24 protein-coding genes and 1 tRNA gene are annotated in these 23,634 nt (G+C 59.7%); 17 read left to right on the top strand and 8 right to left on the bottom strand.

What is annotated here, in order from left to right; all coding sequences use genetic code 11:
• Positions 1–22 precede the first annotated feature (22 nt).
• The 3 genes from mutY to mutM all read right to left on the bottom strand — a co-directional run bounded on the left by mutY (position 23) and on the right by mutM (position 4,022).
• On the bottom strand, positions 23–1,111 hold the full coding sequence (mutY, locus tag AC1DV6_RS13820) for an A/G-specific adenine glycosylase (RefSeq protein ID WP_477978303.1): 1,089 nt from the start codon (positions 1,109–1,111) through the stop codon (positions 23–25).
• A gap of 13 nt (positions 1,112–1,124) precedes the next feature.
• Entirely contained in the window at positions 1,125–3,083 is a 1,959-nt protein-coding gene (locus AC1DV6_RS13815) for a dynamin family protein (RefSeq protein WP_477978301.1), read from the bottom strand.
• Positions 3,084–3,209: 126 nt separating this feature from the next.
• A complete protein-coding gene (gene mutM, locus AC1DV6_RS13810; protein WP_477978299.1) occupies positions 3,210–4,022 on the bottom strand; it encodes a bifunctional DNA-formamidopyrimidine glycosylase/DNA-(apurinic or apyrimidinic site) lyase in 813 nt (270 codons plus the stop codon).
• Between the two features lie 77 nt (positions 4,023–4,099).
• Here mutM and AC1DV6_RS13805 point away from each other — a divergent pair, with 77 nt between their 5' ends.
• The 8 genes from AC1DV6_RS13805 (at position 4,100) to AC1DV6_RS13770 (ending at position 10,401) form a co-directional block, all read left to right on the top strand.
• Positions 4,100–5,809 carry a tetratricopeptide repeat protein gene (locus tag AC1DV6_RS13805; RefSeq protein ID WP_477978297.1) on the top strand — a complete coding sequence of 570 codons (1,710 nt, stop codon included), beginning with the start codon at positions 4,100–4,102 and terminating at the stop codon, positions 5,807–5,809.
• Between the two features lie 101 nt (positions 5,810–5,910).
• Complete coding sequence (locus AC1DV6_RS13800) at positions 5,911–6,318, top strand: lipoprotein insertase outer membrane protein LolB (protein ID WP_477978295.1); 408 nt, start codon at positions 5,911–5,913, stop codon at positions 6,316–6,318.
• Positions 6,319–6,369: 51 nt separating this feature from the next.
• Positions 6,370–7,230: a 4-(cytidine 5'-diphospho)-2-C-methyl-D-erythritol kinase gene (ispE, locus tag AC1DV6_RS13795; protein WP_477978293.1), complete on the top strand. Its 861-nt coding sequence runs from the start codon at positions 6,370–6,372 to the stop codon at positions 7,228–7,230.
• Positions 7,231–7,269: 39 nt separating this feature from the next.
• A tRNA-Gln gene (locus tag AC1DV6_RS13790) sits at positions 7,270–7,346 on the top strand.
• A gap of 77 nt (positions 7,347–7,423) precedes the next feature.
• On the top strand, positions 7,424–8,386 hold the full coding sequence (locus tag AC1DV6_RS13785) for a ribose-phosphate pyrophosphokinase (protein WP_477978291.1): 963 nt from the start codon (positions 7,424–7,426) through the stop codon (positions 8,384–8,386).
• A gap of 97 nt (positions 8,387–8,483) precedes the next feature.
• Positions 8,484–9,164 carry a 50S ribosomal protein L25/general stress protein Ctc gene (locus AC1DV6_RS13780; RefSeq protein WP_477978289.1) on the top strand — a complete coding sequence of 227 codons (681 nt, stop codon included), beginning with the start codon at positions 8,484–8,486 and terminating at the stop codon, positions 9,162–9,164.
• Positions 9,165–9,316: 152 nt separating this feature from the next.
• Positions 9,317–9,988: an aminoacyl-tRNA hydrolase gene (pth, locus tag AC1DV6_RS13775; protein WP_477978287.1), complete on the top strand. Its 672-nt coding sequence runs from the start codon at positions 9,317–9,319 to the stop codon at positions 9,986–9,988.
• A 2-nt stretch (positions 9,989–9,990) separates the two neighbouring features.
• Positions 9,991–10,401 carry a hypothetical protein gene (locus AC1DV6_RS13770; RefSeq protein WP_477978285.1) on the top strand — a complete coding sequence of 137 codons (411 nt, stop codon included), beginning with the start codon at positions 9,991–9,993 and terminating at the stop codon, positions 10,399–10,401.
• Here AC1DV6_RS13770 and AC1DV6_RS13765 read toward each other — a convergent pair whose 3' ends face one another.
• Complete coding sequence (locus tag AC1DV6_RS13765) at positions 10,402–10,662, bottom strand: YfhL family 4Fe-4S dicluster ferredoxin (protein ID WP_477978282.1); 261 nt, start codon at positions 10,660–10,662, stop codon at positions 10,402–10,404.
• A gap of 81 nt (positions 10,663–10,743) precedes the next feature.
• Here AC1DV6_RS13765 and AC1DV6_RS13760 point away from each other — a divergent pair, with 81 nt between their 5' ends.
• Positions 10,744–12,186 (top strand): amidase, encoded by a 1,443-nt coding sequence (locus AC1DV6_RS13760; RefSeq protein WP_477978280.1) that lies wholly within the window; start codon positions 10,744–10,746, stop codon positions 12,184–12,186.
• Here the strand turns inward: AC1DV6_RS13760 and coaD are convergent.
• Both coaD and rsmD read right to left on the bottom strand, forming a co-directional pair.
• On the bottom strand, positions 12,183–12,671 hold the full coding sequence (gene coaD, locus AC1DV6_RS13755) for a pantetheine-phosphate adenylyltransferase (RefSeq protein ID WP_477978278.1): 489 nt from the start codon (positions 12,669–12,671) through the stop codon (positions 12,183–12,185). The genes AC1DV6_RS13760 and coaD overlap by 4 nt on opposite strands.
• 24 nt (positions 12,672–12,695) lie before the next feature.
• The gene (gene rsmD, locus AC1DV6_RS13750) at positions 12,696–13,322 is read right to left on the bottom strand and encodes a 16S rRNA (guanine(966)-N(2))-methyltransferase RsmD (RefSeq protein WP_477978276.1); all 627 of its coding nucleotides are present in this window, start codon (positions 13,320–13,322) and stop codon (positions 12,696–12,698) included.
• A gap of 99 nt (positions 13,323–13,421) precedes the next feature.
• On the opposite strand from rsmD, the gene ftsY reads away from it, so the two are divergent.
• The 6 genes from ftsY to AC1DV6_RS13720 are packed head-to-tail and all read left to right on the top strand — an operon-like array spanning position 13,422 to position 18,566.
• Positions 13,422–14,474 (top strand): signal recognition particle-docking protein FtsY, encoded by a 1,053-nt coding sequence (ftsY, locus tag AC1DV6_RS13745; protein WP_477978274.1) that lies wholly within the window; start codon positions 13,422–13,424, stop codon positions 14,472–14,474.
• Between the two features lie 23 nt (positions 14,475–14,497).
• A complete protein-coding gene (locus tag AC1DV6_RS13740) occupies positions 14,498–15,610 on the top strand; it encodes an SMP-30/gluconolactonase/LRE family protein (RefSeq protein WP_477978272.1) in 1,113 nt (370 codons plus the stop codon).
• Between the two features lie 18 nt (positions 15,611–15,628).
• Positions 15,629–16,312 carry an alpha/beta hydrolase gene (locus AC1DV6_RS13735; RefSeq protein ID WP_477978270.1) on the top strand — a complete coding sequence of 228 codons (684 nt, stop codon included), beginning with the start codon at positions 15,629–15,631 and terminating at the stop codon, positions 16,310–16,312.
• Positions 16,309–17,586, top strand: a complete 1,278-nt coding sequence (locus tag AC1DV6_RS13730) for an Hsp70 family protein (RefSeq protein WP_477978268.1) — start codon at positions 16,309–16,311, stop codon at positions 17,584–17,586. The genes AC1DV6_RS13735 and AC1DV6_RS13730 overlap by 4 nt, the downstream gene beginning before the upstream one ends.
• Complete coding sequence (locus AC1DV6_RS13725) at positions 17,583–18,164, top strand: VOC family protein (protein ID WP_477978266.1); 582 nt, start codon at positions 17,583–17,585, stop codon at positions 18,162–18,164. The genes AC1DV6_RS13730 and AC1DV6_RS13725 overlap by 4 nt, the downstream gene beginning before the upstream one ends.
• Before the next feature lie 3 nt (positions 18,165–18,167).
• On the top strand, positions 18,168–18,566 hold the full coding sequence (locus AC1DV6_RS13720) for a Rieske (2Fe-2S) protein (RefSeq protein ID WP_477978264.1): 399 nt from the start codon (positions 18,168–18,170) through the stop codon (positions 18,564–18,566).
• A 19-nt stretch (positions 18,567–18,585) separates the two neighbouring features.
• Here the strand turns inward: AC1DV6_RS13720 and AC1DV6_RS13715 are convergent, their stop codons facing one another.
• On the bottom strand, positions 18,586–19,050 hold the full coding sequence (locus AC1DV6_RS13715) for a thioredoxin family protein (RefSeq protein ID WP_477978262.1): 465 nt from the start codon (positions 19,048–19,050) through the stop codon (positions 18,586–18,588).
• 76 nt (positions 19,051–19,126) lie between these two features.
• Between AC1DV6_RS13715 and AC1DV6_RS13710 the strand changes: the two genes are divergently transcribed.
• Entirely contained in the window at positions 19,127–20,302 is a 1,176-nt protein-coding gene (locus AC1DV6_RS13710) for an FAD-dependent oxidoreductase (RefSeq protein WP_477978260.1), read from the top strand.
• Positions 20,303–20,333: 31 nt separating this feature from the next.
• On the opposite strand, the gene AC1DV6_RS13705 is transcribed toward AC1DV6_RS13710, so the two are convergent.
• Entirely contained in the window at positions 20,334–21,626 is a 1,293-nt protein-coding gene (locus AC1DV6_RS13705; RefSeq protein WP_477978258.1) for a PilT/PilU family type 4a pilus ATPase, read from the bottom strand.
• 66 nt (positions 21,627–21,692) lie between these two features.
• On the opposite strand from AC1DV6_RS13705, the gene AC1DV6_RS13700 reads away from it, so the two are divergent.
• Complete coding sequence (locus AC1DV6_RS13700; protein ID WP_477978256.1) at positions 21,693–23,624, top strand: YhgE/Pip domain-containing protein; 1,932 nt, start codon at positions 21,693–21,695, stop codon at positions 23,622–23,624.
• The last annotated feature ends 10 nt before the right edge of the window (positions 23,625–23,634 follow it).

Genomic DNA, 23,634 nt, shown 5'->3' with positions numbered 1-23,634 from the left:
CGCAGGGCCGCCCCAAGGCGAGTTAGTCCCCTCGGGGGGCAGCGACCCGCGCAGCGGTGGAGCGTGGGGGCCACGTTTCCAGCAGTTTGCGAATCGGCGCAGGCAGCCCCGCAGCAGTCCACTCAGATGGCGAGAACCACGCACCCGCTCCTAAATCGATAGCTGCTTGCGCACTGTCTATGCGCCATGGATGCAGAAAAAGGTCTTTGTGCGTCAGCACATGGGTGAACACCGACTGCATTTGCAAACGCCGCTGTAAAGCCCGCGGCACCGCTGCGCGCAAGTCTTCTTCACTATCAAACAATGGGAAACACTGCAAACCGGCCCAGACACCTGGCACCGGTCGGCGTGACAGCCAGACCGCGCCCTTGGGGTCTTGCAACCACAACAACCAGATCGACTGGCTGCTGCGTTTGAGTTTGCGCGTGCGCACCGGGTAGCGTTCCGGGTTGCCTGCCGCCCTCGCTGCACACAAGTCGGATACGGGGCAGACCAGGCAGTTTGGTTTTTTGGGCAGGCACACGGTGGCGCCCAAATCCATCATGCCCTGCGTGTAACGCGGCATCGATGTCGCCAGATTTTTCACGGGCAGGAGTTCTTCGGCAGCGAGCCACAAAGCGCGCTCGTTGGCAGTACTAGCCAAATCGGCATCGAATGCCAAAACGCGCGTAATGACACGTTTCACATTGGCATCCAGAATCGCCACGCGCTCGCCGAAACACAGAGAGGAAATCGCAGCGGCGGTGGAACGACCAATGCCCGGCAATGTGGCCAACGTCAATGCGTCGCGCGGAAAGCTGCCGCCATGCAAGGCCATCACCTGCTGAGCGCAGCGGTGCAGGTTACGGGCGCGACTGTAGTAGCCCAGCCCACTCCACAGTCCCAGCACCTCATCTTCTGAAGCCCCTGCCAGACTCGCTACATTGGGGAAACGCTCTACAAAGCGGGCGAAGTAGCCTTTGACAGTGACTACCTGCGTTTGCTGCAACATGATCTCGGACAACCAGACCCGATAAGGGTCTTGTGTGTTCTGCCAGGGCAGATCGTTGCGCCCGTGTGATTTTTGCCACTTCACCACCGCAGTGGCGAAGTCACCTGCAGTGCGTTGCACGCTCAGGCCACACTCAGGCGATTGCGACGTCGACTTCTGACTCGGCCGCAGGTTCGCGCACGGCAATGAGATAAGAAGTGAGCTCAGCGAGTTTGACGTCCAGCTGATTCAGTGCGGTGCTTTGAGACTCGATTTCCCCAATGCGTTCATCCAGTCCACCCGCGGCCTGCTGGATGCGGTCAATCGCTTCAATGCGGCGGGCGAAGTTGCGGCGGCGTTCACGCAGTTGCGCGTCCAGTTGCGCAGCAGCGGACTTGCTCCACATCTCCACATCGGCAAGCGCCGTTTCGTGGATGCTGCGCAGCCGTGTGGACAAGGCCCGCACCAGGCGATCCGAAAACTCCGGTTGGGCCAGCTTGAAAGCATTGCTGATGCCCAAGTACTGCAGATGGCTGCGCTCCACAGTATTGAGCTCCTGGAGGTAACCATCCATCAGCGGCTCACTCGGCGGCTGCAATGAGAAGCCAAATTCGGTGTTGAGCTGACGAAAGGTGGCAGCCAGCATGGTCTGGATATCGCCGCACAGCGTTTGCACCTGATTCAGGTTGGCGCGCAGGCGGTCAAAGGTTTCGCCATAGGCGCGCTTGACGCCCAGCTTCAGACCCTTTTGCATCAGCGCGCCATTGAGCTGCGCCATTTCAGCCTTCAACGCTTTGGAACCCAGAACGCTGAACACTTCACGCAACAGCTTGAGGTGCACCGAGCGCACCGCATGGATCTTGGCGCCACCCACATCGAATTCGCCCTGCTCCTGCGAAATGCGCGAACGCATGTGTTTGATGACGCTGGCGTTTTTGCCCTGCAAGCCCTTGAGCTCCATCATCTGCTCGGTCAAATCGCGCTTGCGGATGTTGATCACCCGGCCGGTTTCAGCGCGCAACTCCGTGATGCCACCCGCCATGGCCTTCGCCAAGATCCTTTGGCGCGCGCCCATCATGCCGCGCCCCAGCGCCTCTTCCAGCACGGGAAGGCAGCTTTGCTTTAGCAGCTCAGCGTCTTCGGTGACTTTTGCAACCAAGCCCTTTTGGGCCGAGACGGCAATGACCTGATTGGCCCCAATGCCAAGAATCTCGGCCGTGCTGGATTTCTGCCGTTCAATTTGGGTCTGGATTTGCGCAGGCGTGCTGAGCTCGTCCCACAGCGTGTCAATCTTGTTCAGAACCACCAGGCGTGTGTCGCCATCATTGCCTTCTGTGATCAAGTGCTCGCGCCAGATCGCCAGATCGGATTTGGTAACGCCGGTGTCGGCACCCAGGATGAAGACGACGGCGTGTGCTTGCGGAATCAGGCTGACGGTCAATTCCGGCTCGGCGCCAATCGCGTTCAAACCCGGAGTGTCCAAAATCACCAAGCCTTGTTTCAGCAACGGATGGGCAATATTGATCAACGCATGGCGCCATTTCGGCACTTCAACCATACCTTGCGCATCCACCATCGGGTTGTCATCGGGCGACTGGTTGTGCCAAAAACCCAAAGCACGGGCTTCGTCTTGTGACACGCGGCGGGTTTCGGCGACCTTTTCCAACGCAGCAGCCAACTGTTGCGGATTGTTCACATCCAGATCAATACGCGTCCATTTTTCGGGCGCCATGCGCCATTCCATCAGCGCCTGCGGCTGCAAACGGGTCTCGATCGGAAGCAGGCGCAGACAGGGCGGCACATCGGCGTCGTAGCCCATTTCGGTCGGGCACATCGTGGTGCGGCCGGCGCTGGCGGGCATGATGCGACGGCCATAACCGGCGAAGAAGATCGCGTTGATCATCTCCGACTTGCCGCGGGAAAACTCGGCGACAAAAGCGACCATCACCTTGTCAGACCGTACTTGGGTCTCGAGGCGGCGCAAGCGCTCCTCCACGGCCGCGTCCAGCAGCTCGTGGTCCTTCATCCATTCACCCAACAGCTTCAGTCGCAGCGCGAATTCACGCCGCCAAGTGCCGTGTTGGTCAAATTGTTCGTTGAATGAAGTAGCCAAAAGTTCCCCCAATAATCGGCCAATATAGCACTGGGAGAGGCAATTTTTTCATAAAAGAGCATCGACCACGGCTGAGCCACCCCAAGGCGGAGGGCCTCTTTGTGGCGCGGCGATGGAGCGTGAGGGCTATTTCTGGCACACCGGGCAGAAAAACGTGGACCGCTGGCCTTGGCGAATGGCCTTTATCGAGGTGCCGCAGACCCTGCAGGCTTCACCTTCGCGGCCATAGACCATTGCCTCCAACTGAAAGTAGCCCGACTCACCCTGTGCGTTGGAAAAGTCCCGCAGCGTACTGCCGCCCTTTTGCACGGCACGCGCCAGCACTTCGCGCACCGTCTCGCGCAAGCGCGCAACGCGCGCCCGGCTCAGGCGACTGGCGCGGGTGGTGGGCCGAATACCCGCCAAAAACAAGGCCTCGGAGGCATAGATATTGCCGACGCCCACGACCACCTCTCCGCCCAACAAGACCTGTTTGATGGGCGCATTGCGCTGCCTGATCGCCTGCTGAAACGCCACGACGTCAAAGCCATCATCCAATGGCTCTACACCCAGATGTGCCAACAATTTCTGGGCAACCGGATCGTCTTCGCTGCTGGCATACACCACCGCACCAAAGCGTCTCGGATCATGCAACCGCAAAAGTCCCTGGCTGGTGTGCAAATCAAAGTGGTCATGCACACCCGCTGGGGGCAAGGTCAGCGAAAAGTTAAGGCTGCCGGACATGCCGAGGTGCAGCAAAAGCATGCCGTCGCTCAAATCCATTAACAAATACTTACCGCGGCGGCGCACGCCAAGCACCTGTCGTCCGTGCAATTCTGATGGTTGCAAACCTATAGGCCAACGCAAAGGTTTTCCCATGCGCACCTGCTCGATCGTTGCACCCGCAATACGCTGTGCAAAACTCAGGCGGGTGACTTCAACTTCCGGCAATTCAGGCATATAGGGCAGGGCTTCACACAGCGTAGACGTGGTTGGATTATTATGGTCCGATGAGATGCAAACCCCGTCAGATATTCGTGGCATTGGCCTTAGTGGCAGCTTGCCACAACGCGTGGAGCGCCGAGCCGGAAGAGCCCGTTGTCAACAATTCTGCGCTGTCTGCCGAACTGTTTTATGAATTGCTGGTGAGTGAAATCAGTGCCGGCAATGGCGACCAGGCTGCTGCCTATGCGCTGATGCTGGACGCCGCCCGCAAGAGCGGCTCACCGCGGTTGTTCGAGCGTGCGGTTGAGGTAGCGCTATTTGCCCGCAATGGCGAGTTTGCATTGCAGGCCGCGCAGGCCTGGGTTCAGGCACAGCCCACTTCGCTGGAAGCACGGCGCTACCAGTTGCAGATTCTGATTGGCCTGAACAAGCAGCCGGAGATTTCCGACTCCATCCGCCGTTCGCTGGATGCTTTGCCTGTCCGCGAGCGGCAAGCCTTCATCAGCCTGATCCCGCGCTTCTTTGTACGCGCCAATGATCGCAAACAGGCGGCTGACCTGGTGGAGAAAGCCCTCACCGCGCAACTGATTGTCCAAAGCACCGGGCCGACTGCCTGGGCAACGGTCGGGCGCATGCGGGCGATGGCGGGCGATGCGCCGGGCGCCCTTCAGGCAGCTCAGCAAGGCGTCGCGATGAATCCGCAATCGGCAGACCCCATTTTTCTGGCGCTGGATTTAATGCAGCCCAGCGTACCCGCAGCAGAAGAGCTGGTACGCAACTACCTCGCAGGCAAACCCATGCCGGAACTGCGTATGTCCTACGCGCGCCGACTGATGGATGGCCAGCGCTATGCAGAAACCTATGAACAGATGCTGCTGCTCACCACCGAGAAGCCTGAGTTTGCAGACGGCTGGCTGGTGCGCGGCTCACTGGAAGTACAGGACCGTAAGTTCGTGATGGCGGAGTCCTCCCTGAAGACATATATCGCGCTGTTTCCCGTATCGGAACCTGCACACGACACCCCGGAAGCCCAGCGCGGCCTGACCCAGGGGTATTTACTGCTGTCGCAATTGGCAGAGCAAACTGACCGCCTCGACGAGGCTATTACTTGGTTGGACAAGCTGGAAGCCGTCGAAGACCCGATGCGCGTACAGACCCGCCGCGCGATGATCCTGGCACGCCAGGGCAAGATGGACGAAGCCATCGCGCTGATCCGCGGTGTGCCGGAAACCAAACCAGAAGACGCGCGCACCAAGATCTCCATTGAGGTGCAGCTCTTGCGCGAGAACAAGCGCAACGAGCAAGCGTATGAAGTTCTGAGCGAAGCCACCCAAGCCTATCCAGACGACGCGGATTTTCTGTATGACCAAGCCATGATCGCCGAGAAGATTGGAAAAGTGAAGGACATGGAAGCCCTGTTGCGCCGGGTCATTGCCATCAAGCCCGATTACCACCATGCCTACAACGCACTGGGCTATTCCATGGCCGATCGCCGTGTCAATCTGCCAGAGGCCCGGCAGCTGGTCACCAAGGCGCTGGAATTTGCGCCCAACGATCCATTCATCATGGACAGCCTGGCCTGGGTGGAGTTCCGCAGCGGCAATGCCAACGAGGCGCTGCGCCTGCTGCAAGCTGCCTACAAGTCACGCCCCGATGCCGAAATTGCGGCGCATATGGGTGAGGTGTTGTGGAGCCTGGGGCAACGCGAGCCGGCACGCGCTATCTGGAATGAAGGCAAGACACTGAATCCACAAAACGAGACGCTACTGGAAACCGTGCAACGCTTCGGCACCAAGCCGTGAGCTGGGCGGCGCGCTTTGGCCGCATTGGCCTTCTCGTTACGACGCTCATCGCTACCATTTTGATAGCTGGTTGCGCAGTTCCTATGCGCCAAACAGGCGCAATGGATGATGAAACACCGCACTGGCAGGGCCGCCTGCTGGTAAAGGTCGCTGGACCCAACCCATCCAGTTTTTCTTCCAGCTTTGAATTGCAAGGCAACGCCACCACCGGGCAACTGGCATTCACCAACGCGCTGGGCACGATACTCGCGCGCATTTCCTGGGCGCCCGGTTCCGCCACGCTGCAAACCGTCTCCAGCCCGCAGAGCTTCCCCGATATGGATGCACTGACGCTGTACGCCGCTGGCGCCGAGTTGCCCGTAGCCCAGCTCTTCGATTGGCTGCAGGGGCAGGCTACGCCGAGCCCGGGATGGGAAATGGATCTATCAGCACAGCCGCAAGGCCGCATCAACGCCCACCGCAGCGCCCCTTTGCCAGAAGTGGATCTGCGCATCGTGCTCGAGAAGTAGAGCCCCCTTGCTGCGCGCTGCGCCGGTCGCCCGCCCCCTCATAATCAGACCATGCAGTCTCTCTTCGACGTCGCGGCACCCGCCAAACTCAATCTGTTCCTGCACATCACCGGACGGCGCGAGGATGGTTATCACCTGCTGCAGTCCGCCTTTGTGCTGATTGACTGGTGCGACACACTGCATTTCGAGTTGCGCCGCGATGGACAGCTCAGCCGGGAAGACCTGACCACGCCATTGCCCGCGGATGACTTGGTCTTGCGTGCCGCGCGCGCCCTGCAAGCAGCCACCCAATGCCCGCTGGGTGCCCATATCAGTATTACGAAATCAGTTCCCGCCCAAGCCGGCATGGGCGGAGGGTCGTCAGATGCGGCCTCCACGCTGCTGGCTCTGAACCGCCTTTGGGGTTTGAATTTGTCGGTCGCTACGCTGTCTGCAATAGGATTGAAGCTGGGCGCCGATGTCCCTTTCTTCGTAGGCGGCCACAACGCATGGGTTGAGGGCATTGGCGAGAAAATCACGCCGATTTCTGTGACGCCATCACGCTTTTTGGTGGTCAAACCCGACGCGGGATTGGACACTGCAAAAATTTTCGGCGACCCGAGCCTAAAGCGGGACTCGGAGCCTGCTATAATTTCAGGCTTCGCTGCGAACGCCTTTGATCGAGATTTCAATTTCGGCCAAAACGACCTCCAGCCAGTTGCCCAAAAACTCTGCCCCGGTGTAACGCAGGCCCTTAATTGGCTTGAGTCCTTAGGCTTACGTGGCAGGATGACAGGATCTGGAAGTGCGGTGTTTGCGCACTTGCCGCATGACATGGATGTACCGGAAGCTCCGCAAGGGTTTCAGGTCAGAGCATGCAGCAGTTTGGATGTTCACCCTTTGTGGGGTTGGGCTCCAGCGACGGCAAAATGACGGTTTAGCGGTGGGTAGCTTTTAGCTGCCAACCTGTGTAGGGGAGTCGCCAAGTTGGTTAAGGCACTGGATTTTGATTCCAGCATGCGAAGGTTCGAATCCTTCTTCCCCTGCCAAATATGCTGTCCGGAGTGGTCCGGAAGCGGATCTCACGGCGTACAGACATAAACCCACAATCTTCGCTGGAACCCACATGCAGGCACCTACACCTCCTGATTTCATGGTTTTCACGGGCAATGCCAATCCTGGCATGGCAGCGGACATTGCCAAGCACTTGGGTATTTCCCTCGGAGCTGCCACTGTAGGACGCTTCTCGGATGGTGAAGTCACCGTTGAGATCAACCAAAACGTGCGAGCACGTGATGTGTTTGTGGTGCAGAGCACATGTGCTCCCACGAACGAGAATTTGATGGAATTGCTGATCATGGTAGACGCACTCAAGCGTGCCTCTGCCGAACGCATCAGCGCAGTGATTCCGTATTTTGGATATGCGCGGCAGGATCGCCGCCCCCGCTCCAGCCGTGTGCCAATCACTGCCAAGGTGGTGGCCAATATGCTGCAAGCCGTGGGCGTGAATCGCGTGCTGACAATGGATCTGCATGCAGACCAGATCCAGGGATTTTTTGATATCCCGGTGGACAACATTTATGCGTCGCCGGTATTGCTGGGCGATGTACGCCAGAAGAATTACGAAGACCTGATTGTGGTCTCGCCCGATGTGGGTGGTGTGGTGCGTGCCCGTGCTCTGGCCAAACAGCTCAACTGCGATCTGGCCATCATCGACAAGCGCCGCCCCAAGGCCAATGTGTCTGAAGTGATGCATGTGATCGGCGAAATTGAAGGTCGCAACTGCGTGATCATGGATGACATGATTGACACGGCCGGCACACTGGTCAAGGCAGCTGAAGTGCTGAAAGCACGCGGTGCCAAAAAGGTGTACGCCTATTGCACGCACCCAATTTTTTCCGGCCCTGCGATTGAACGCATTGCCAACGGTGACGCCCTCGATGAGGTCGTCGTCACCAACACCATTCCTCTGAGCGCTGCAGCGATGCAGTGCCAGAAGATTCGCCAGCTTACCGTGGCACCGCTGATCGGAGACACGATCATGCGTATTGCCAAGGGTGAGTCGGTGATGAGTTTGTTCTCGGAGTAACGAGACAAGACAGACGCCACTGCATGGTGCAGTGATTCAGCGTCTTTGTTAAACCGGAGTCACACTGGTCGCGGTGGACTTCTTATTGGAGTTGATTATGAAATTTGTCGCTTTTGAGCGCGCTAAGCAGGGCACGGGTGCGAGCCGCCGTCTCCGCAATTCGGGTCGCACCCCTGGCATCGTGTACGGTGGTACCACCGACACCACCTTGATCGAACTCGATCACAACGCCCTGTGGCATGCCATCAAGAAAGAAGCTTTCCACGCTTCCGTGCTGGACATGGAACTGGCTGGCAAGGAACACAAGGTTCTGTTGCGCGACGTGCAAATGCACCCGTTCAAGCAACTGATCCTGCACATCGACTTCCAGCGCGTGGACGAAAACACCAAGCTGCACATGAAGGTGCCTTTGCACTTCAGCGGTGACGAACTGTCGCCTGCCGTCAAGACCGACGGTTGCATTGCCAATCACGTCATGACAGAAATCGACGTGCTGTGCCTGCCCAAGGATCTGCCCGAGTTCATCGCTGTGGACCTGTCCGGCCTGAAGAAGGGCAAGTCCCTGCACCTGGCTGACATCGCTTTGCCTAAGGGCGTGAGCGCTGTGACCCACGGCAAGAACAACCCCGTGATCGTGTCCGTGGTGGCTGTTGCCGGTGCTGAGCCAGCACCTGCTGCTGACGCTGCTGCCGCACCTGCTGCTGACGCCAAGGGTGGCAAGGCTGCTCCTGCTGGCAAGGCTGCTCCCGCAGCCAAGGCACCTGCTGCCAAGAAATAAGCATTCCCTGCGTCTGCTGCAAAGGCCCACTTCGGTGGGCCTTTTTTATTTCTGCACGCGCCCGGCCGCCCGAAGCGCAGAAAGCGCCCCCACTGTGGGCAGCGACCCGCACAGCGGCGGAGCGCGGGGGCCACATTAGTTAAACTCAAATGATGATCAAACTGTTCGTTGGCCTGGGCAACCCCGGGCCGGAATATGAAGCTACGCGCCACAACGCAGGATTCTGGTGGCTGGATAGCGTGGCGCGCCAACTCAAAGTCAACCTGGTCATGGACAAGAGTTATTACGGCACGGTTGCACGCACCACGGTGCATGGCCAAACCGTCTGGCTGCTGGCGCCGCAGACCTATATGAATCTGTCGGGTAAGTCAGTCGCCTCACTCGCGCGCTTCTTCAAGGTCTTGCCCGAGGAAATCCTGGTCGCCCACGACGAACTGGACGTGCCGCCCGGCGAAGCCAAACTGAAACGCGGCGGCGGGCATGGCGGCCACAATGGGCTGCGCGACATCCACGCCCAGATGGGTAGTGACGACTACTGGCGCCTGCGCATAGGGATTGGTCACCCTGGCAACAAGGCCGAGGTAGCCAACTGGGTGTTGAAGAAGCCCCCACTGGACGACCGTATCGCGATCGACCAGACCATAGACCGCTGCATTAAAGCGCTGCCCGATTTGTTGCTGGGCGAGATGAACAAGGCCACAATGCAGATTCACACCAGCAAACCGCCACGCCCCAAACCACCGCGCCTGGAAAAACCCGCAACAGAGCCGGCGGCAACGGTTACGCCAACCGATACAGCCATCACTCCGAACACCAAGGACTGACCATGCGCGCACACGGAATCGCTATTGTTTTAATAGCTGCTTACGCAATATCTACGGGCGCTGCGGCCCAAAAAGTCTACAAATGCGGCAATAGCTATAGCCAAATTCCATGCAACGATGCGGTCAAGGTGGGCGCTGACGACACACGCACAGCGATTCAGAAAAAGGAATCGGAAAAGGCTGTCGCGCGCGACATGCAGGCCGCAAAGGCGATGGAGAAAGAACGCCTGGCCGAGGAAAAGAGGGCTCAGGCCAGTGGCAAGGAATCTGCCAAGGTGATTGAAAAGATCAGTGCTGCGCAGGCCCCGAAAGAAAGCAAGCCCGTGAAGGACGAAGTGCGCAAGGGCGATGCGCCCAAGAAGAAAACAACCAAGAAGACCACCGGCAAAGCCAGCGAAGACAGCAAAAAGTAGTCAGGGCTTGGCTACCGTTGCCTGCAAGCGGCGGTACTTCTGCCACAGCGTTTCCTTGTCCTCAATGAACTGGGGATTCACCGGGATACAGGCCACCGGGCACACCTGCACACATTGCGGCTCATCAAAATGCCCCACGCACTCAGTGCACTTGTGTGGGTCGATCTCATAGATCTCGGGTCCCAGATAAATCGCCTCGTTCGGGCACTCGGGCTCGCACACATCGCAGTTGATGCATTCGTCAGTAATGATCAGGGCCATGCGGGGGTTTGCTCCATGTCCGAATTATCGCCGCCCCGCCCATAATCATTGCAGCCACGCGGCCATAACACTCACGTCGACATGCCCAATACACCCATCCCCTTGCATGCCTGGAGCGCCAGCGAACTGCTTACGGCCTACCGCAGCAAAGCCGTGTCACCTGTAGAAGTCGCACGCGACGTGCTGGCACATATCGAAGCTTGTGACCCGCACCTGTGCGCCAGTTACCTGTTTCAGCCCGAAAAGGCCCTGATACAAGCCCGCGCATCAGAGTCGCGCTGGCTGCGCAATGCACCCTGCGGGCTACTGGACGGCGTTCCGGTGACGATCAAGGAAAACATCGCGACCCGTGGCGACCCCACCCCTCTGGGCACGCTCGCCACACAGGAGATACCCGCCAGTGCAGATGCGCCGCCAGCGGCACGCTTGCGCGAAGCTGGCGTGGTGATGGTCTGCAAAACCACGATGCCAGACTACGGCATGCTGTCCTCCGGTGTATCGACCTTCCACCCCACGGCACGCAACCCGTGGGATTTGCGCAAGACACCCGGTGGCTCCAGCGCAGGCGCCGCCGCCGCGGCAGCTGCGGGCTATGGGCCACTGCATATGGGCACCGACATCGGCGGCTCGCTGCGCCTGCCAGCGGGCTGGTGCGGCATCTACAGCCTCAAACCCAGCCTGGGTCGTATTCCGATTGACCCACCCTACACGGGCCGCGCAGCTGGGCCTATGACGCGCACGGTGGCCGACTCGGCATTGATGATGCAGGTGCTCAGCCAACCCGATGCGCGCGACTGCATGAGCCTGCCGGAACAATCCATTGCCTGGGACGACTGGGACGCAGACCCCGGCATGTTGCGCGGTCTGCGCATTGGTTTGTTGATTGACGCGGGCTGCGGCTTGTTGGTCGATCCACAAATCCATGAAGCTGTGCTGCGCGCTGCGGCACTGATGGAAGCTGCGGGCGCCATCGTGGAGCCCATGCAACCTTTCCTGACCCGCCAGATGCTCGATGGCATGGACCACGCCTGGCGCATGCGCTCGCACCTGGATTTGGCGGCGTTGCCCGAGTCACAGCGCGGCAAGGTGTTGCCCTACATCCGCGATTGGGCAGACAGCGTAAAGGACATGCCAGGCACCGCCGCCTTCGTCGCGATGAGCCAGTTCCACGCCACCCGTGTGGCCACGGTAGCGGCCTGCCATCCGTTTGACTTTGTGATTTCTCCTACGGCTCCGATTGCGGCCTTTGCCGCCGAGCTGCCCTCGCCCACCAACGATCCGATGCGCCCTCTTGAGCACATCGCGTTTACCGTGCCATTCAATATGTCAGAGCAGCCTGCCGCCAGTATCAATTGCGGTTACACGTCAGATGGATTGCCCATCGGTCTGCAGATTGCCGGGCGGCGATTTGATGACTTGGGGGTGCTGCGTTTGAGTCGGGCGTTTGAGAAGTTGCGCGATCCGCAGCGGGATTGGCCGCAGCCGCCCCCTGCCATTCCATCCGGCCTGATGCCGCTCAACTAAGCAGAAAGCTTGGCGAGCAAACGGGCGTGCACAGAAGGCGCCACAAACTGCGCAACATCACCCTTGAGCGTCGCAATCTCCCGCACCAGCGTGCTGGAGATGAATTGGAACCGCGAATCGGGCGTGAGAAATATGGTGTCCACTTGCGCGGCCAATGCGCGGTTCATGCCGGCCAGTTGCGCCTCGTAATCAAAGTCGGTCACCGAGCGCACACCACGCACCATCACAGCAGCATCCTGCGCCACCGCAAAGTCGCGCACCAGCCCTGTGAACGGCTCTACTTTCACATTGGCCATCGGCTGCATCACTTCGCGCACTGCATCGAGACGCTCATCCAGCGTGAACATCGTCTTCTTGTGGTGGGCTGCCGCTACCGCCACGATGACCGTGCCGAACATCTGCGCCGAGCGACGGATCAGGTCCTGATGCCCCAGCGTAATGGGATCAAAGGTTCCAGGGAAAACTGCGATGACGTTGGAAGACATGGGGTAGGCCTCAGTTTTCGCGGATTATGCGGCTTGCAACAGATGGGCATGGACTGCACCGGCCTTCAGGTGCCGATAGACGACCAAACCCATAGGTGCCAACTGCTCATCGGTCCATTTCACCGGCGCTTCCAAGTACACAAAGCCCTGGCTCGCCAAAGCCTTGCTGCACGCTGCCAAAGCGGGTTCAAACAAGGGCGCATCAAACGGCGGATCCAGAAAAATCAGTTGCAGGCTGGCGAGGGCTGCCTGCCGAAGGGCTGCCACGCCGTCCCCGCGCACCACCTGAACGCCATTGGCTTTCAATTGCTGCAGCGTTTTGTTGAGCTGCGCAATCAATGCGGCATCCTGCTCCACTAGCGTCACCTGTTTGGCACCCCGCGAGGCCGCTTCCAGCCCCAAAGCTCCCGTGCCAGCAAATGCATCCAGGCACTGCCAACCGCTCAAGTCCTGACCGAGCCAGTTAAACAGCGTTTCGCGCACGCGGTCTGGCGTGGGGCGCAGGCCGGGCTTGTCCGCCACCTTGAGCTTGGTGCGTTTCCATTGGCCGCCAATGATGCGGATTTCGTGGGACGGGGTGCCTTGATTGCGGCCCGCATGGTGCGAAGGTTTTGCCGAGGTTTTCGCTGGTTTGGTGGGGTTCTTCGTCATGGAAGCAGCTTACCGCAAGGCCAACCCACGAGGATGCCCGCAGCGAAAAGACGCGCAAGCAGCCGTTTCATAGAATGGCGGATTCCCAGAACCCCGCACATGTTCAGCTTCTTCAAGAAAAAAACTCCCCCGACTGCCGCCCCGGTAGCCAGCCCCGCTCCAGAACTGCCCGCATTGCCTACTAGCGGCTCGCTGATCGGCAGCGCGCTGGTCACGCCCATTGAGGTTCCCCTGCCAGGTGCCATCCCGCCGGAGCGGCAGAAATGGATAGACAAGCTCAAGGCCGGACTGGGCAAAACTGCATCCGGCATTTCCTCGGTCTTTACCGGCGCGCAGATTGATGAAGCGCTGTACGAAGACCTGGAAGGTGCGCTGCTGATGTCGGACGCGGGTGTGGCCGCTACGGAGTATTTGCTGGCCGAGCTGCGTAGACAGGTCAAGGAAAGTGGTGTCACCCACCCGGTGGCACTAAAAAATATTCTGGTTGCGACGCTGACCGAACTGCTCAAGCCGCTGGAAAAGCCGCTGGTGATTGGCGCACACACACCAACCGTGATCATGGTGGCAGGCGTCAATGGCGCTGGCAAAACCACCTCCATTGGCAAGCTGACCCGCCATCTGGGTGACAGCGGTGCCAGTGTGCTGCTGGCTGCTGCCGACACCTTCCGCGCTGCGGCGCGCGAACAGCTCACGGTCTGGGCCGATCGCAATACCGTCGAAATCATCAGCCAGGACGGCGCCGATCCGGCCGCAGTCAGTTTTGACGCGGTCAGCGCAGGCAAGGCGCGTGGCAAGGATGTGGTGTTGGTCGATACGGCAGGCCGCCTGCCGACGCAACTGCATTTGATGGAAGAGCTGAAAAAGATCAAACGTGTGATCCAGAAAGCCGATGCCACAGCGCCGCATGAAGTGCTGCTGGTCATTGACGGCAATACCGGCCAGAACGCACTGTCCCAAGTGCGCGCATTCGATGATGCGATGGGTCTGACGGGCCTGATCGTCACCAAGTTGGACGGCACAGCCAAGGGTGGCGTGATTGCCGCCATCGCCCGCGAACGGCCCATTCCGGTGTACTTCATCGGCGTCGGTGAGAAACTGGACGAACTGGAGACTTTCAATGCACGGGAATTTGCGCAGGCCTTGATCACCTGAAGACATAAGAGGAGAGGACAACCATGAAAACACTATTGAAAATAGTGGGTGGGCTTTTGGTAGCGCTGCTTGCCTACCTATTCCTGTGGCCCGTGCCGATTCAGCCGGTGTCCCTGCCTGTACCTACACAGCCCGGCTACGCGGGTGTACATGCTGTCAACACCAAACTTGCCAATCTGCAGATCATTGACCTGAAAGGCGAAGTCGGCCCCGAGCACATTGCATTCGGCTCGGACGGCAAGCTCTACACCACAGTCGCCAGCGGCAATATCCTGCGCATGAACGCCGATGGCTCAGACCAGCATGTCTTCGCCAACACCGGCGGGCGCGTGCTGGGCTTTGACTTTGATTCGCACGGCAATATGGTCGCTGCGGATGCCGTTAAGGGCCTGATTTCCATCGCCACAGATGCAAAGATCACCGTGTTAACCAACAGCGTCAATGGCGACCCCATCCGCTATGCCGACGCGGTCGTAGTTGCCAAGAGCGGCAAGATGTATTTGAGCGACGCTTCGACCCGCTTCGCACCCAAAGATTGGGGTGGAACCTTCGAGGCTAGTGTGCTCGACATCATTGAACAGGCTGCCACGGGTCGCATTCTGGAGTTTGATCCCGCCACCAAGACCACCCGCATCGTCGCCAAAGGTCTGAGCTTTGCCAACGGCGTCGCGTTGAGCCAGGACGAGCAAAGTCTTTTCGTCAATGAGACGGGACGTTACCGTGTCTGGAAGATTGCAGTGGGTGCGAATGATCTGGATGTACGCACGCTCGCGGCGCAGCAAAACCCACAGGCCATAGTGTTCATGGAAAACCTGCCCGGCTACCCGGACAACCTGATGCGCGGTCTGAACGGAAAAATCTGGCTGGGCTTTGCCAAACCGCGCAACCCGGTCGCCGATAAGCTGAGCGACAAACCCTGGTTGCGTTCATTGACATTGCGCCTGCCACGCGCTTTCTGGCCAGTGCCCAAGTCCTACGGCCATGTGGTCGCGTTCACCGAAGACGGCAAGATCGTCGCCGACCTGCAAGATCCAACCGGTGCTTACCCCGAAACAACGGCCATCACAGAAACCAAAGACCGCCTCTACGTGCAAAGCCTACATGCACATGGGCTGGGCTGGTTGCCAAACAAATAACTCCGATCCTCCATCACCATGACCACTCTGCTACCCCGCATCGAGCTCGAATCCGCTCCCAACCCTACCGCCGCTGTCATCTGGCTGCATGGCCTGGGTGCCGATGGCAATGATTTTGCGGCCATCGTGCCCGAGCTGGATTTGTCCGGTTGCCCCCCTATCCGTTTCGTCTTTCCGCATGCGCCCAGCATGCCGGTCACCATCAATGGCGGCTATGTGATGCCAGCCTGGTACGACATCCTTGGCGTCAATCTGGTGAGTCAGCAGGACGCTGCAGGCATCCAGAAGTCCGAACTCGCAATACAGGCACTGATTGCCAACGAAGTGGCGCGGGGCATTCCGCATGAGCGCATTGTGTTGGCGGGTTTCAGCCAAGGGTGCGCGATGGTATTGCACACCGGTCTGCGCTTGCCGCACAGGCTGGCTGGCATCATGGCCTTGTCGGGCTATTTGCCATTGGCGGACCGCTTTTCAACCGAACGTAATGCAGCTAATGCGCAAACCCCGGTCTTCATGGCGCACGGCACTGCGGACCCTGTCGTGGTGGTACAGCGCGGTGAAGAGTCGCGCAACGCCCTTGCCGCACTGGGCCACCCCGTGCAATGGCACACCTACCCTATGCAACACAGCGTGCATCCACGCGAAATTGCGGACATCTCTGTCTTTTTGACCCAGGTTTTGGGTACTGCAAAGGCCGCATGAACGTGCAGGTTGAAGCACGCCCGCTGGTGCTGGGCATTGACTTTGGTACGTCCAACTCCGCCGCAGCGCTGATAGACGCACGTGGCGACTTGCAGGTCATGGCGCTGGACGCGAATCGCCTTGAGATGCCCACCGCCGTGTTCTTCGGCGCGGACCCACCTGCCCTGCTCTTTGGCCGCGAAGCCATGCAGTCTTATCTGCAAGGCAACGAAGGCCGCTTGTTGCGCTCGCTGAAGAGCCTGCTCGGTAGCAGGCTGATGGACGAGTACACCGCCGTCAACGATCGCACGATCCAGTTCTTTGACATCGTGGTGATCTTTCTGAAGGAACTGAAGCGCCGCTGCGAACTGCAGGTGGGCCAGCCGCTGACGCATGCCATGCTGGGCCGCCCGGTGCACTTTGTCGACGACGATGCCGCACGTGACACGCTGGCACAGGACACACTGGCTCGCGCTGCCCGCGCCGCAGGCTTTACGCACATTGATTTCCAGATGGAGCCGATTGCGGCGGCGCTGGATTTTGAACAGCGCGTAAGCAAGGGAACCAGCACGCTGGTCGTGGACATCGGTGGCGGCACCAGTGACTTCACGGTGATCCGCCTGCACCCGGCGCGCAGTGGCACGCGCGACCGCAGCAGCGACATCCTCGCCACCACCGGTGTACACATCGGTGGCACCGACTTTGACCGCCTGCTGGATCTGGATGTGGTGATGCCGCACCTGGGGTACCGCCACATTGGTGTGGGCAAGCGACCCGTTCCTAACAGCGTATTTTTTGACCTGTCGACCTGGCACCTGATCCATCAGACGACGACGCGCAAGGCCATGCACTTTGCCAAGGAGCTCTGGACCGATTACACCGACCAGAGCTTGCACCAGCGACTGATGCAGGTATTGGAACTGCAATACGGCCACCGCCTGCTGGCAGAGGTCGAATCTGCCAAGATCGAATGCTCCATCTCCGGCAACAAGGCGCCCATTGATCTGGGTTTTCTGCAGGGTGAGGTTCAAAGCGCCGTCGATATACCAACGATGGCGAAAAGCCTGGATGCGTCTATCGCTGAGGTGATTGCCTGCGCCCAGGAGTGCGTGCGCAAGGCGGGGCTCACCGCAGTGGATACGGTGTATCTGACCGGTGGCTCATCCGCTTTGCGCCCCCTGATGGATGCATTGCAACGCGCGATGCCCGATGCACAACTGGTGCAAGGCAATCTGTTTGGCGGCGTGGCGGCAGGCCTTGCCTACGCCGGCGCCGCTTCTACAATGGCCGCATGATCGAAAGCCCCCGCGCGCTACGCATCTCCGTTCCAGATCTGCCAGTGGCCACTGCGTGGTACACGCAGGCATTTGACTTGGAGCCCAGTGAAGTGCATGGGGACGCTGTCACGTTTCACGTACAGGGCTTTACCGTCCTGCTGGCAATCGGTACGCCCAGCCCACAGACACCTGTGGTGTATTGGGGTGTAGACGATGTGGCCGGCGAATGGCGGCGTTTGCTGGCGCTGCAGACTTCCAGCCCTCAAACACTGACACCCCTGCGCGATGGCACAGAAGAAGCCATCGTCTACGATCCTTTCGGCAACGCCTTTGGCTTGACGTCGCTGGGCGATCCAGACATCCGCCGCGCACGTAGCCAACGCTCTGCCGAAAAGATCGCGCTGCGCAATGTGCGCGAGACACTGGACGATTTGCAACAAGACGAGCTTTCACAACGCAATGCCCGCCGTGTCTTTCTGCTGGCGGGCGTCGTAATTGCCCTCGTGATAGCCATCGCCGCCACCGTGTCCATTCAACGCGCCAAGAGCTTGCATAGTGACAAACCGCTCACGATCCCAAAGCTGGAGCGCCCCTGAACGATGGACCCTCGCCATTGGCATGAATTGCCGAACGCACCGGCACCGGGAACGGAATTGGGCCATTTGCAGGCGCTCGTCGATGGGCAGGCAACGATGCATGCGCTGAATACCGCAAGCCCTGAAGACAAGCCGTTTCGTGTGCTGTTACTGCGCAGTGGGATGCAGGTGCACGCCTACGTGAACCGATGCGCGCACTTTGGAGTTCCCTTGGCGGAACGTCAGGATTTGCTGATTTTTAAGCCCCACACCAGCATCACCTGCAACGTGCACTACGCCCGCTACCGCTGGAGCGATGGTGTGTGCGTAGCCGGAGATTGCGAGGGCGAGTCGTTGCTGCCGATTCCGGTGACGGTAGACGCCACCGGGTGCATCTGCATTGCTGCCGGGATAGGCAGTTGATCTCCGGTAGTGCGAAGAATTAAGAGCCGGGGCGTGTCGAAGCAGCTGCGCGCTTCATAAACTCATGGATGCCGCTGTCTCCCATGGAGCGCGCATCAGCCAATTCGCCACTGCGCGTGGCATACAGGACTTCGTTGTTCGCAGACAGGATGGCGACCGCAGGAATGCCTTTTTTCAACGGCACGCCGTAGGCTTGTGCAATGTCGGTGTTGCGGTCAAAGCGACCCACATTGATCTTGACGACGCGAAAATCACGCGCGATCAGAGGTGCCACCGCACCGCTCTTCATCGCTGTGTCCAGCACCCGGCAATCCCCACACCAGTTGGCACCAAACACCAGGATGACCGGCACCTTGGCCTTGGCCGCTTCAACCAACGCCAGCTGAATTTCCTTGTTCGCGTCGGCTTGTTCGTCGTAGAACTGATCCGCCGCGAATGCGGACACAGACACAAAAAAACTCAAAACAAAAGCAATCCATTTCATATTCAGGCCCTCGTAGGTGGGAAGCGGCTGACTATAAACTGCTTCGGGCCGCCTTGCCCGTGGAACAATAGCACCCATGCAACCCGCTGAAATGCACGCTTCTGAAGAGTCCGACCAGCCCAGCCCTGGGCCGGGCTACCAGCCCCGGCAACTGCTGCTATTGGGTTCGGGCCACGCCCATGTCCATGTTTTGCAGGCGCTTGCCGCGCACCCGTTGGTGGGTGTGCGTGTGGTGCTCGTAGCGCCCCATCCGCGACAGGTGTATTCAGGCATGGCGCCTGGCTTTGTAGCCGGGCACTACCCGCTGGACGAATGCGCCATCGCGCTGGAGCCACTGGTGCGCCGCGCAGGCGTGCGCTGGCTGCAACGCACAGTGCGGCATTTGGATGCACACCACCAAGCGGTGTTGCTGGACGATGGCAGCCGCGTGCAATACGACTGGCTGTCCATCAATACCGGCCCTGTGCAAAACCGGGAACAGATCGAACGCGACATGCCCGGTGCACGCGAGCACGGGTTATTCATGCGCCCCATAGAAGGCTTTGCATCCCTGTGGCCGCAAGTTGCCGACATGGGCACCAAGCGCCCGCTACGGATCACGGTCATTGGCGGCGGTACCAATGGCTTTGAGCTCGCATGCGCAGTGCGTCAGCGCATGGCGAATGCGGCGGTGACGCTGTTGGCCGGGCTGTCACCCATCGGTGACAACTATCCACCGGCCGTGCATCAACGCATGGTTCAGGCTTTAAAGATACGCGGCATCACCATCCTGCAGGACGTAGCCACCGCCATCCAAGCTGATGAAGTGCAATTGGGCTGCGGTGCCGGTCTGGCCTGCGATGTCAGCATCGTTGCCACCGGAGTACAGGCACCCCAATGGTTGGCTGGCAGTGGCTTGCAACTGGACGCAAAGGGCCTGATGTCCGTCAACGCCTTTTTGCAATCGGTCAACCACCCCAACGTATTTGCCGTGGGAGACATATGCAGCCGCGCTGACCAGCCCGATCAACCGCTCGCACGCGGTGCGCAGACGGTGCGTGTTGGCCCCGCGTTGGCACAGAACCTTGGCCATGCCACTAGCGGTGAACCGCTACGCGCCTACGAGCCCGCCCGCAATCCACTCAACCTGATCTCGTGCGGCAACCGTTACGCGATTGCGAGCTGGGGCGGCCGTAGCACCGAAGGCCGTTGGGTCTGGTGGCTTAAAAACTGGATCGACCGGCGCTTTGTGGCGCACTACAGCCAAAGCTGACGACAAGACCTGCCGCACCTTCAGGTCGGCCCTAGCCCGGCATCTGGCTGTCGCGAAAACGGCTGTCGATGCCCTTTTCTTTCATCTTGCGCTCCAACTCCTGGTCTTCCAGTTCACGCTTGCGCTGCGCCTGCTTGCGCTGCTCCTCTTCGCGCAGTTTGGCGACCTCCTCGGCAGTGGGTTCTTTGTCAAACGACAGCGTTGGTCCTGACGCGCCGGTAGGCTCGCCGCGTTTGCTTTTGAGCTTGATGGCGAGGCGCAATTCGTTGGCGGAGTCTGCGTTGCGAATGGCCTCTTCAAATCCTATGTGGCCGTCGTCGTAGAGTTCAAACAGCGCCCAATCAAAAGTACGCATACCCAGCTCGCGCGACTTCTCCATGATGGCTTTGATGTCCCCAAACGAACCCTTGAAGATGCGCTCGGCAATGGTGGGGGTATTCAGCAAAATTTCGATCGCCGCCCTGCGGCCCTTGCCGTCTTCGGTGCGCACCAGGCGCTGGGACACGATGGCCCGCAAGTTGGCGGACAGATCCATCAGCAACTGATTGCGCCGCTCGTCGGGGAAGAAATTGATGATGCGGTCAATCGCCTGATTGGCGTTGTTGGCGTGCAGCGTGCCAAGACACAAGTGGCCCGTCTCCGCAAACGCAATCGCATGCTCCATGGTTTCAGGGTCGCGAATTTCACCAATCAGGATCACATCCGGCGCTTGGCGCAGCGTGTTCTTCAGCGCGTGGTGCCAGGAGTGCGTGTCCACCCCCACTTCACGGTGGCTGATCAACGACTTCTTGGAGATGTGTACATATTCCACCGGGTCTTCGACGGTGATGATGTGGCCGGCCGAACTCGCGTTGCGGTGGTCAATCATGGCAGCCAAGCTGGTGGATTTGCCTGAACCGGTACCGCCCACCACCAGCACCAAACCGCGCTTGTTCATGATCACGTCTTTGAGAACCGGCGGCAGCAGCAGCTTCTCGAAATTGGGAATTTCCGAGGCAATCGTACGCACCACCATCGCCACGTTTTGCTGCTGTACGTATACGTTGACCCGAAAGCGCGAGATACTGGGAATGGAAATCGCAAAGTTGCACTCCATCTCTTTGGCGAACTCTTCGCGCTGGCGCTCGTTCATCAGCGCATGGGCCAGTACCCGGGTCACCTCACCTGTCAGTTTTTGCTGAGTCAGTGCCTGCATGGAGCCGTTGGCTTTCATGCTGGGCGGAAAATCATGCGCGATAAACAGGTCGGACCCACCGGCCTGGCTCATCGCTCCCAGCAGCTTGTGCATATAGGCCTTGGCCTGTTCTTCGTTCAGAGTGCTCATCGCCGCAGTATCCCTTTCAGCACAAGAGCGGTCAATACGCCGGAGCGTGGGGGCACAATAGCTCCCGTGAAGCTTTTCAACCAGACCCTTCAAATCCTGCGCGTGGAAGCGCGGTTCTTCGTGCACTTCCCGCAATTGATGTGGGCCACCGTATTTGTCGCGCTGCTGCCCGCGCTATATGCCACGATTTATCTGTCCAGCGTCTGGGACCCGGCGAGCAACACCGGCGCCCTGCCCGTTGGATTGGTCAATCTGGATCAGGGCGTACGCTACCGCGAGCATGGTTTCAATATCGGCCAGGACGTTGTCAGCAAGCTGCGTGCGGCGCGCAATTTTGGCTACGTGGACTTTGCCAACGAAGACGAAGCCAGAGGCAAGGTGCGTCGTGGTGAGCTGGCCTTTGCGCTGATCGTGCCCAGTGATTTCAGCTCGAATGCATTGCCCGGAGAGCAACGTGGCGGCGGCAAACTGGTGGTGTTTGTCAGTGAAGGCAACAACTTTGAGAGCGCCCAGATCGCGCGCCACTTTGCCCAGGAACTGGGCCATGACGTCAATGAAAACCTGAACGAACGGCGCTGGCAACTGGTGCTGTCCAGCGCGGCGGGGTCGCAGCGCAATGTGGATGTACTGCGTGAAAGCGTGAACCAGCTGAAGGCCGGCGCACAGGAACTTAGCGCTGGCGCGCGCCAGACTGCGCAGGGAAGCCGCACCGTCGCCAATGGCAGCGACAAGTTGAACACCGGTGTCGAACAGTTCACCCAGGGATTTAAACAACTGGCTGGCGGCATTCGCACCATGGAGGCCAAGCGCCCGCGCGGTGGCGATCTGACCCGGCTGAAAAACGGCGTGGATGCGCTGGCGGTGGGACACGTGGAGCTGGACAAGGGGCTGACCGATCTGCAATCCGGCAGCCAACGCCTGCGCGAAGGCGTAGTCGCTTTCCGGGACGAGGCGCGCGACAGTATCCTTACGCCGGGAAGCGTCGGCGAGGGACTGGACAAGGTACACGGTGGTCTGGTGCAACTGGACAACGGCCTGCAAGCCGCCAGCAGCAACCACAAGAAATTGCTGGAAGGCACCAACACGCTAAACGCTGGCGTTGCCACGCTCAATACGGGCCTGCGCACGATGTTTGTCAGCATCAACAATGCCGCCACCCACTTGCCGGAAGACAGCCAGCTCGACGAACTGAATAACGGAGCCAGCAGCCTGGTCCATGGCAGCAAGGCGCTGTCCGATGGCTCGCAAAAGCTGCGCGTCGGTGTCGACCGGCTGGCCTCAGGCCTGGAGTTGCTGGCCGAGTCATTGCCAGCCCGGGTCGACGGCCTGGAGGGCAGCGCCCAAGGGCTGGCCACATCGGTCGAGCCCAGTGTTGAACTGGAGGCCAGCGTCGCCAATAGCGGCAGCGGCTTTGCGCCCAATATCCTGCCTGCCGCGTTGTGGCTGGGCGCCGGCATTGCGGCGTTCCTGTTCCATGTGCGGGTCTTGCCGCGTGATGCGCGCGGCTTCTCGCGCTTTGCGCAGGTCGGCGGCAAATTGGTCATCCCGGCCGCCATCGTGTTGGTTCAGGCCGGGCTGTTGTTGCTGACAGTGCTGTACGTGCTGCGTATCCAGATCAGTCACCCTTGGCCTTTTGCGCTGGCACTGGTGGTCGCGTCGCTGACCTTCCTGTGCATCGTTTTTGCGCTGACCCGCGCCTTTGGCGATGCAGGCAAGGCGCTGGCCATGCTCTTTCTGGCCGTGCAACTGTCATCCTCTGGGGGTGTGCTACCAGTGGAGCTGAGCGGTGCGCTCTTTGCCGACATCAGTCCGTGGCTGCCACTGACCTGGGTAGTGCGCACCTTCAAGGCCACGATGTCCGGCGCCTACGACCACGCGTGGTTGGGGCCCTTGAGCATGGTGGCGCTGGCAGGGTTGGTGGCGGCATTGTTTGCCTGCTTCGTAGGGCGCTGGCGGTTTGTGCGGCCAGGGTCGGTACGGCCGGCCGTGGATTTCTAACCCGTGTAAG

This window comes from Rhodoferax sp. P2_H8_2 (assembly GCF_056403235.1).
Note: the sequence above shows the minus strand (reverse complement) of the source record. Positions and strands in the feature narration are given on the sequence as shown.

What these genes read in the sequence shown, in the direction of transcription:
- ftsY (WP_477978274.1), top strand. Translation starts at nt 13,422, where the DNA reads ATGTTCAGCTTCTTCAAGAAAAAAACTCCCCCGACTGCCGCCCCGGTA.
- ispE (WP_477978293.1), top strand. Translation starts at nt 6,370, where the DNA reads ATGCAGTCTCTCTTCGACGTCGCGGCACCCGCCAAACTCAATCTGTTC.
- AC1DV6_RS13730 (WP_477978268.1), top strand. Translation starts at nt 16,309, where the DNA reads ATGAACGTGCAGGTTGAAGCACGCCCGCTGGTGCTGGGCATTGACTTT.
- mutM (WP_477978299.1), bottom strand. Translation starts at nt 4,022, where the DNA reads ATGCCTGAATTGCCGGAAGTTGAAGTCACCCGCCTGAGTTTTGCACAG.
- AC1DV6_RS13765 (WP_477978282.1), bottom strand. Translation starts at nt 10,662, where the DNA reads ATGGCCCTGATCATTACTGACGAATGCATCAACTGCGATGTGTGCGAG.
- AC1DV6_RS13770 (WP_477978285.1), top strand. Translation starts at nt 9,991, where the DNA reads ATGCGCGCACACGGAATCGCTATTGTTTTAATAGCTGCTTACGCAATA.
- AC1DV6_RS13780 (WP_477978289.1), top strand. Translation starts at nt 8,484, where the DNA reads ATGAAATTTGTCGCTTTTGAGCGCGCTAAGCAGGGCACGGGTGCGAGC.
- AC1DV6_RS13785 (WP_477978291.1), top strand. Translation starts at nt 7,424, where the DNA reads ATGCAGGCACCTACACCTCCTGATTTCATGGTTTTCACGGGCAATGCC.
- AC1DV6_RS13705 (WP_477978258.1), bottom strand. Translation starts at nt 21,626, where the DNA reads ATGAGCACTCTGAACGAAGAACAGGCCAAGGCCTATATGCACAAGCTG.
- AC1DV6_RS13720 (WP_477978264.1), top strand. Translation starts at nt 18,168, where the DNA reads ATGGACCCTCGCCATTGGCATGAATTGCCGAACGCACCGGCACCGGGA.
- AC1DV6_RS13715 (WP_477978262.1), bottom strand. Translation starts at nt 19,050, where the DNA reads ATGAAATGGATTGCTTTTGTTTTGAGTTTTTTTGTGTCTGTGTCCGCA.
- AC1DV6_RS13725 (WP_477978266.1), top strand. Translation starts at nt 17,583, where the DNA reads ATGATCGAAAGCCCCCGCGCGCTACGCATCTCCGTTCCAGATCTGCCA.
- pth (WP_477978287.1), top strand. Translation starts at nt 9,317, where the DNA reads ATGATCAAACTGTTCGTTGGCCTGGGCAACCCCGGGCCGGAATATGAA.
- AC1DV6_RS13760 (WP_477978280.1), top strand. Translation starts at nt 10,744, where the DNA reads ATGCCCAATACACCCATCCCCTTGCATGCCTGGAGCGCCAGCGAACTG.
- AC1DV6_RS13740 (WP_477978272.1), top strand. Translation starts at nt 14,498, where the DNA reads ATGAAAACACTATTGAAAATAGTGGGTGGGCTTTTGGTAGCGCTGCTT.
- AC1DV6_RS13735 (WP_477978270.1), top strand. Translation starts at nt 15,629, where the DNA reads ATGACCACTCTGCTACCCCGCATCGAGCTCGAATCCGCTCCCAACCCT.
- coaD (WP_477978278.1), bottom strand. Translation starts at nt 12,671, where the DNA reads ATGTCTTCCAACGTCATCGCAGTTTTCCCTGGAACCTTTGATCCCATT.
- AC1DV6_RS13800 (WP_477978295.1), top strand. Translation starts at nt 5,911, where the DNA reads ATGGATGATGAAACACCGCACTGGCAGGGCCGCCTGCTGGTAAAGGTC.
- rsmD (WP_477978276.1), bottom strand. Translation starts at nt 13,322, where the DNA reads ATGACGAAGAACCCCACCAAACCAGCGAAAACCTCGGCAAAACCTTCG.
- AC1DV6_RS13710 (WP_477978260.1), top strand. Translation starts at nt 19,127, where the DNA reads ATGCAACCCGCTGAAATGCACGCTTCTGAAGAGTCCGACCAGCCCAGC.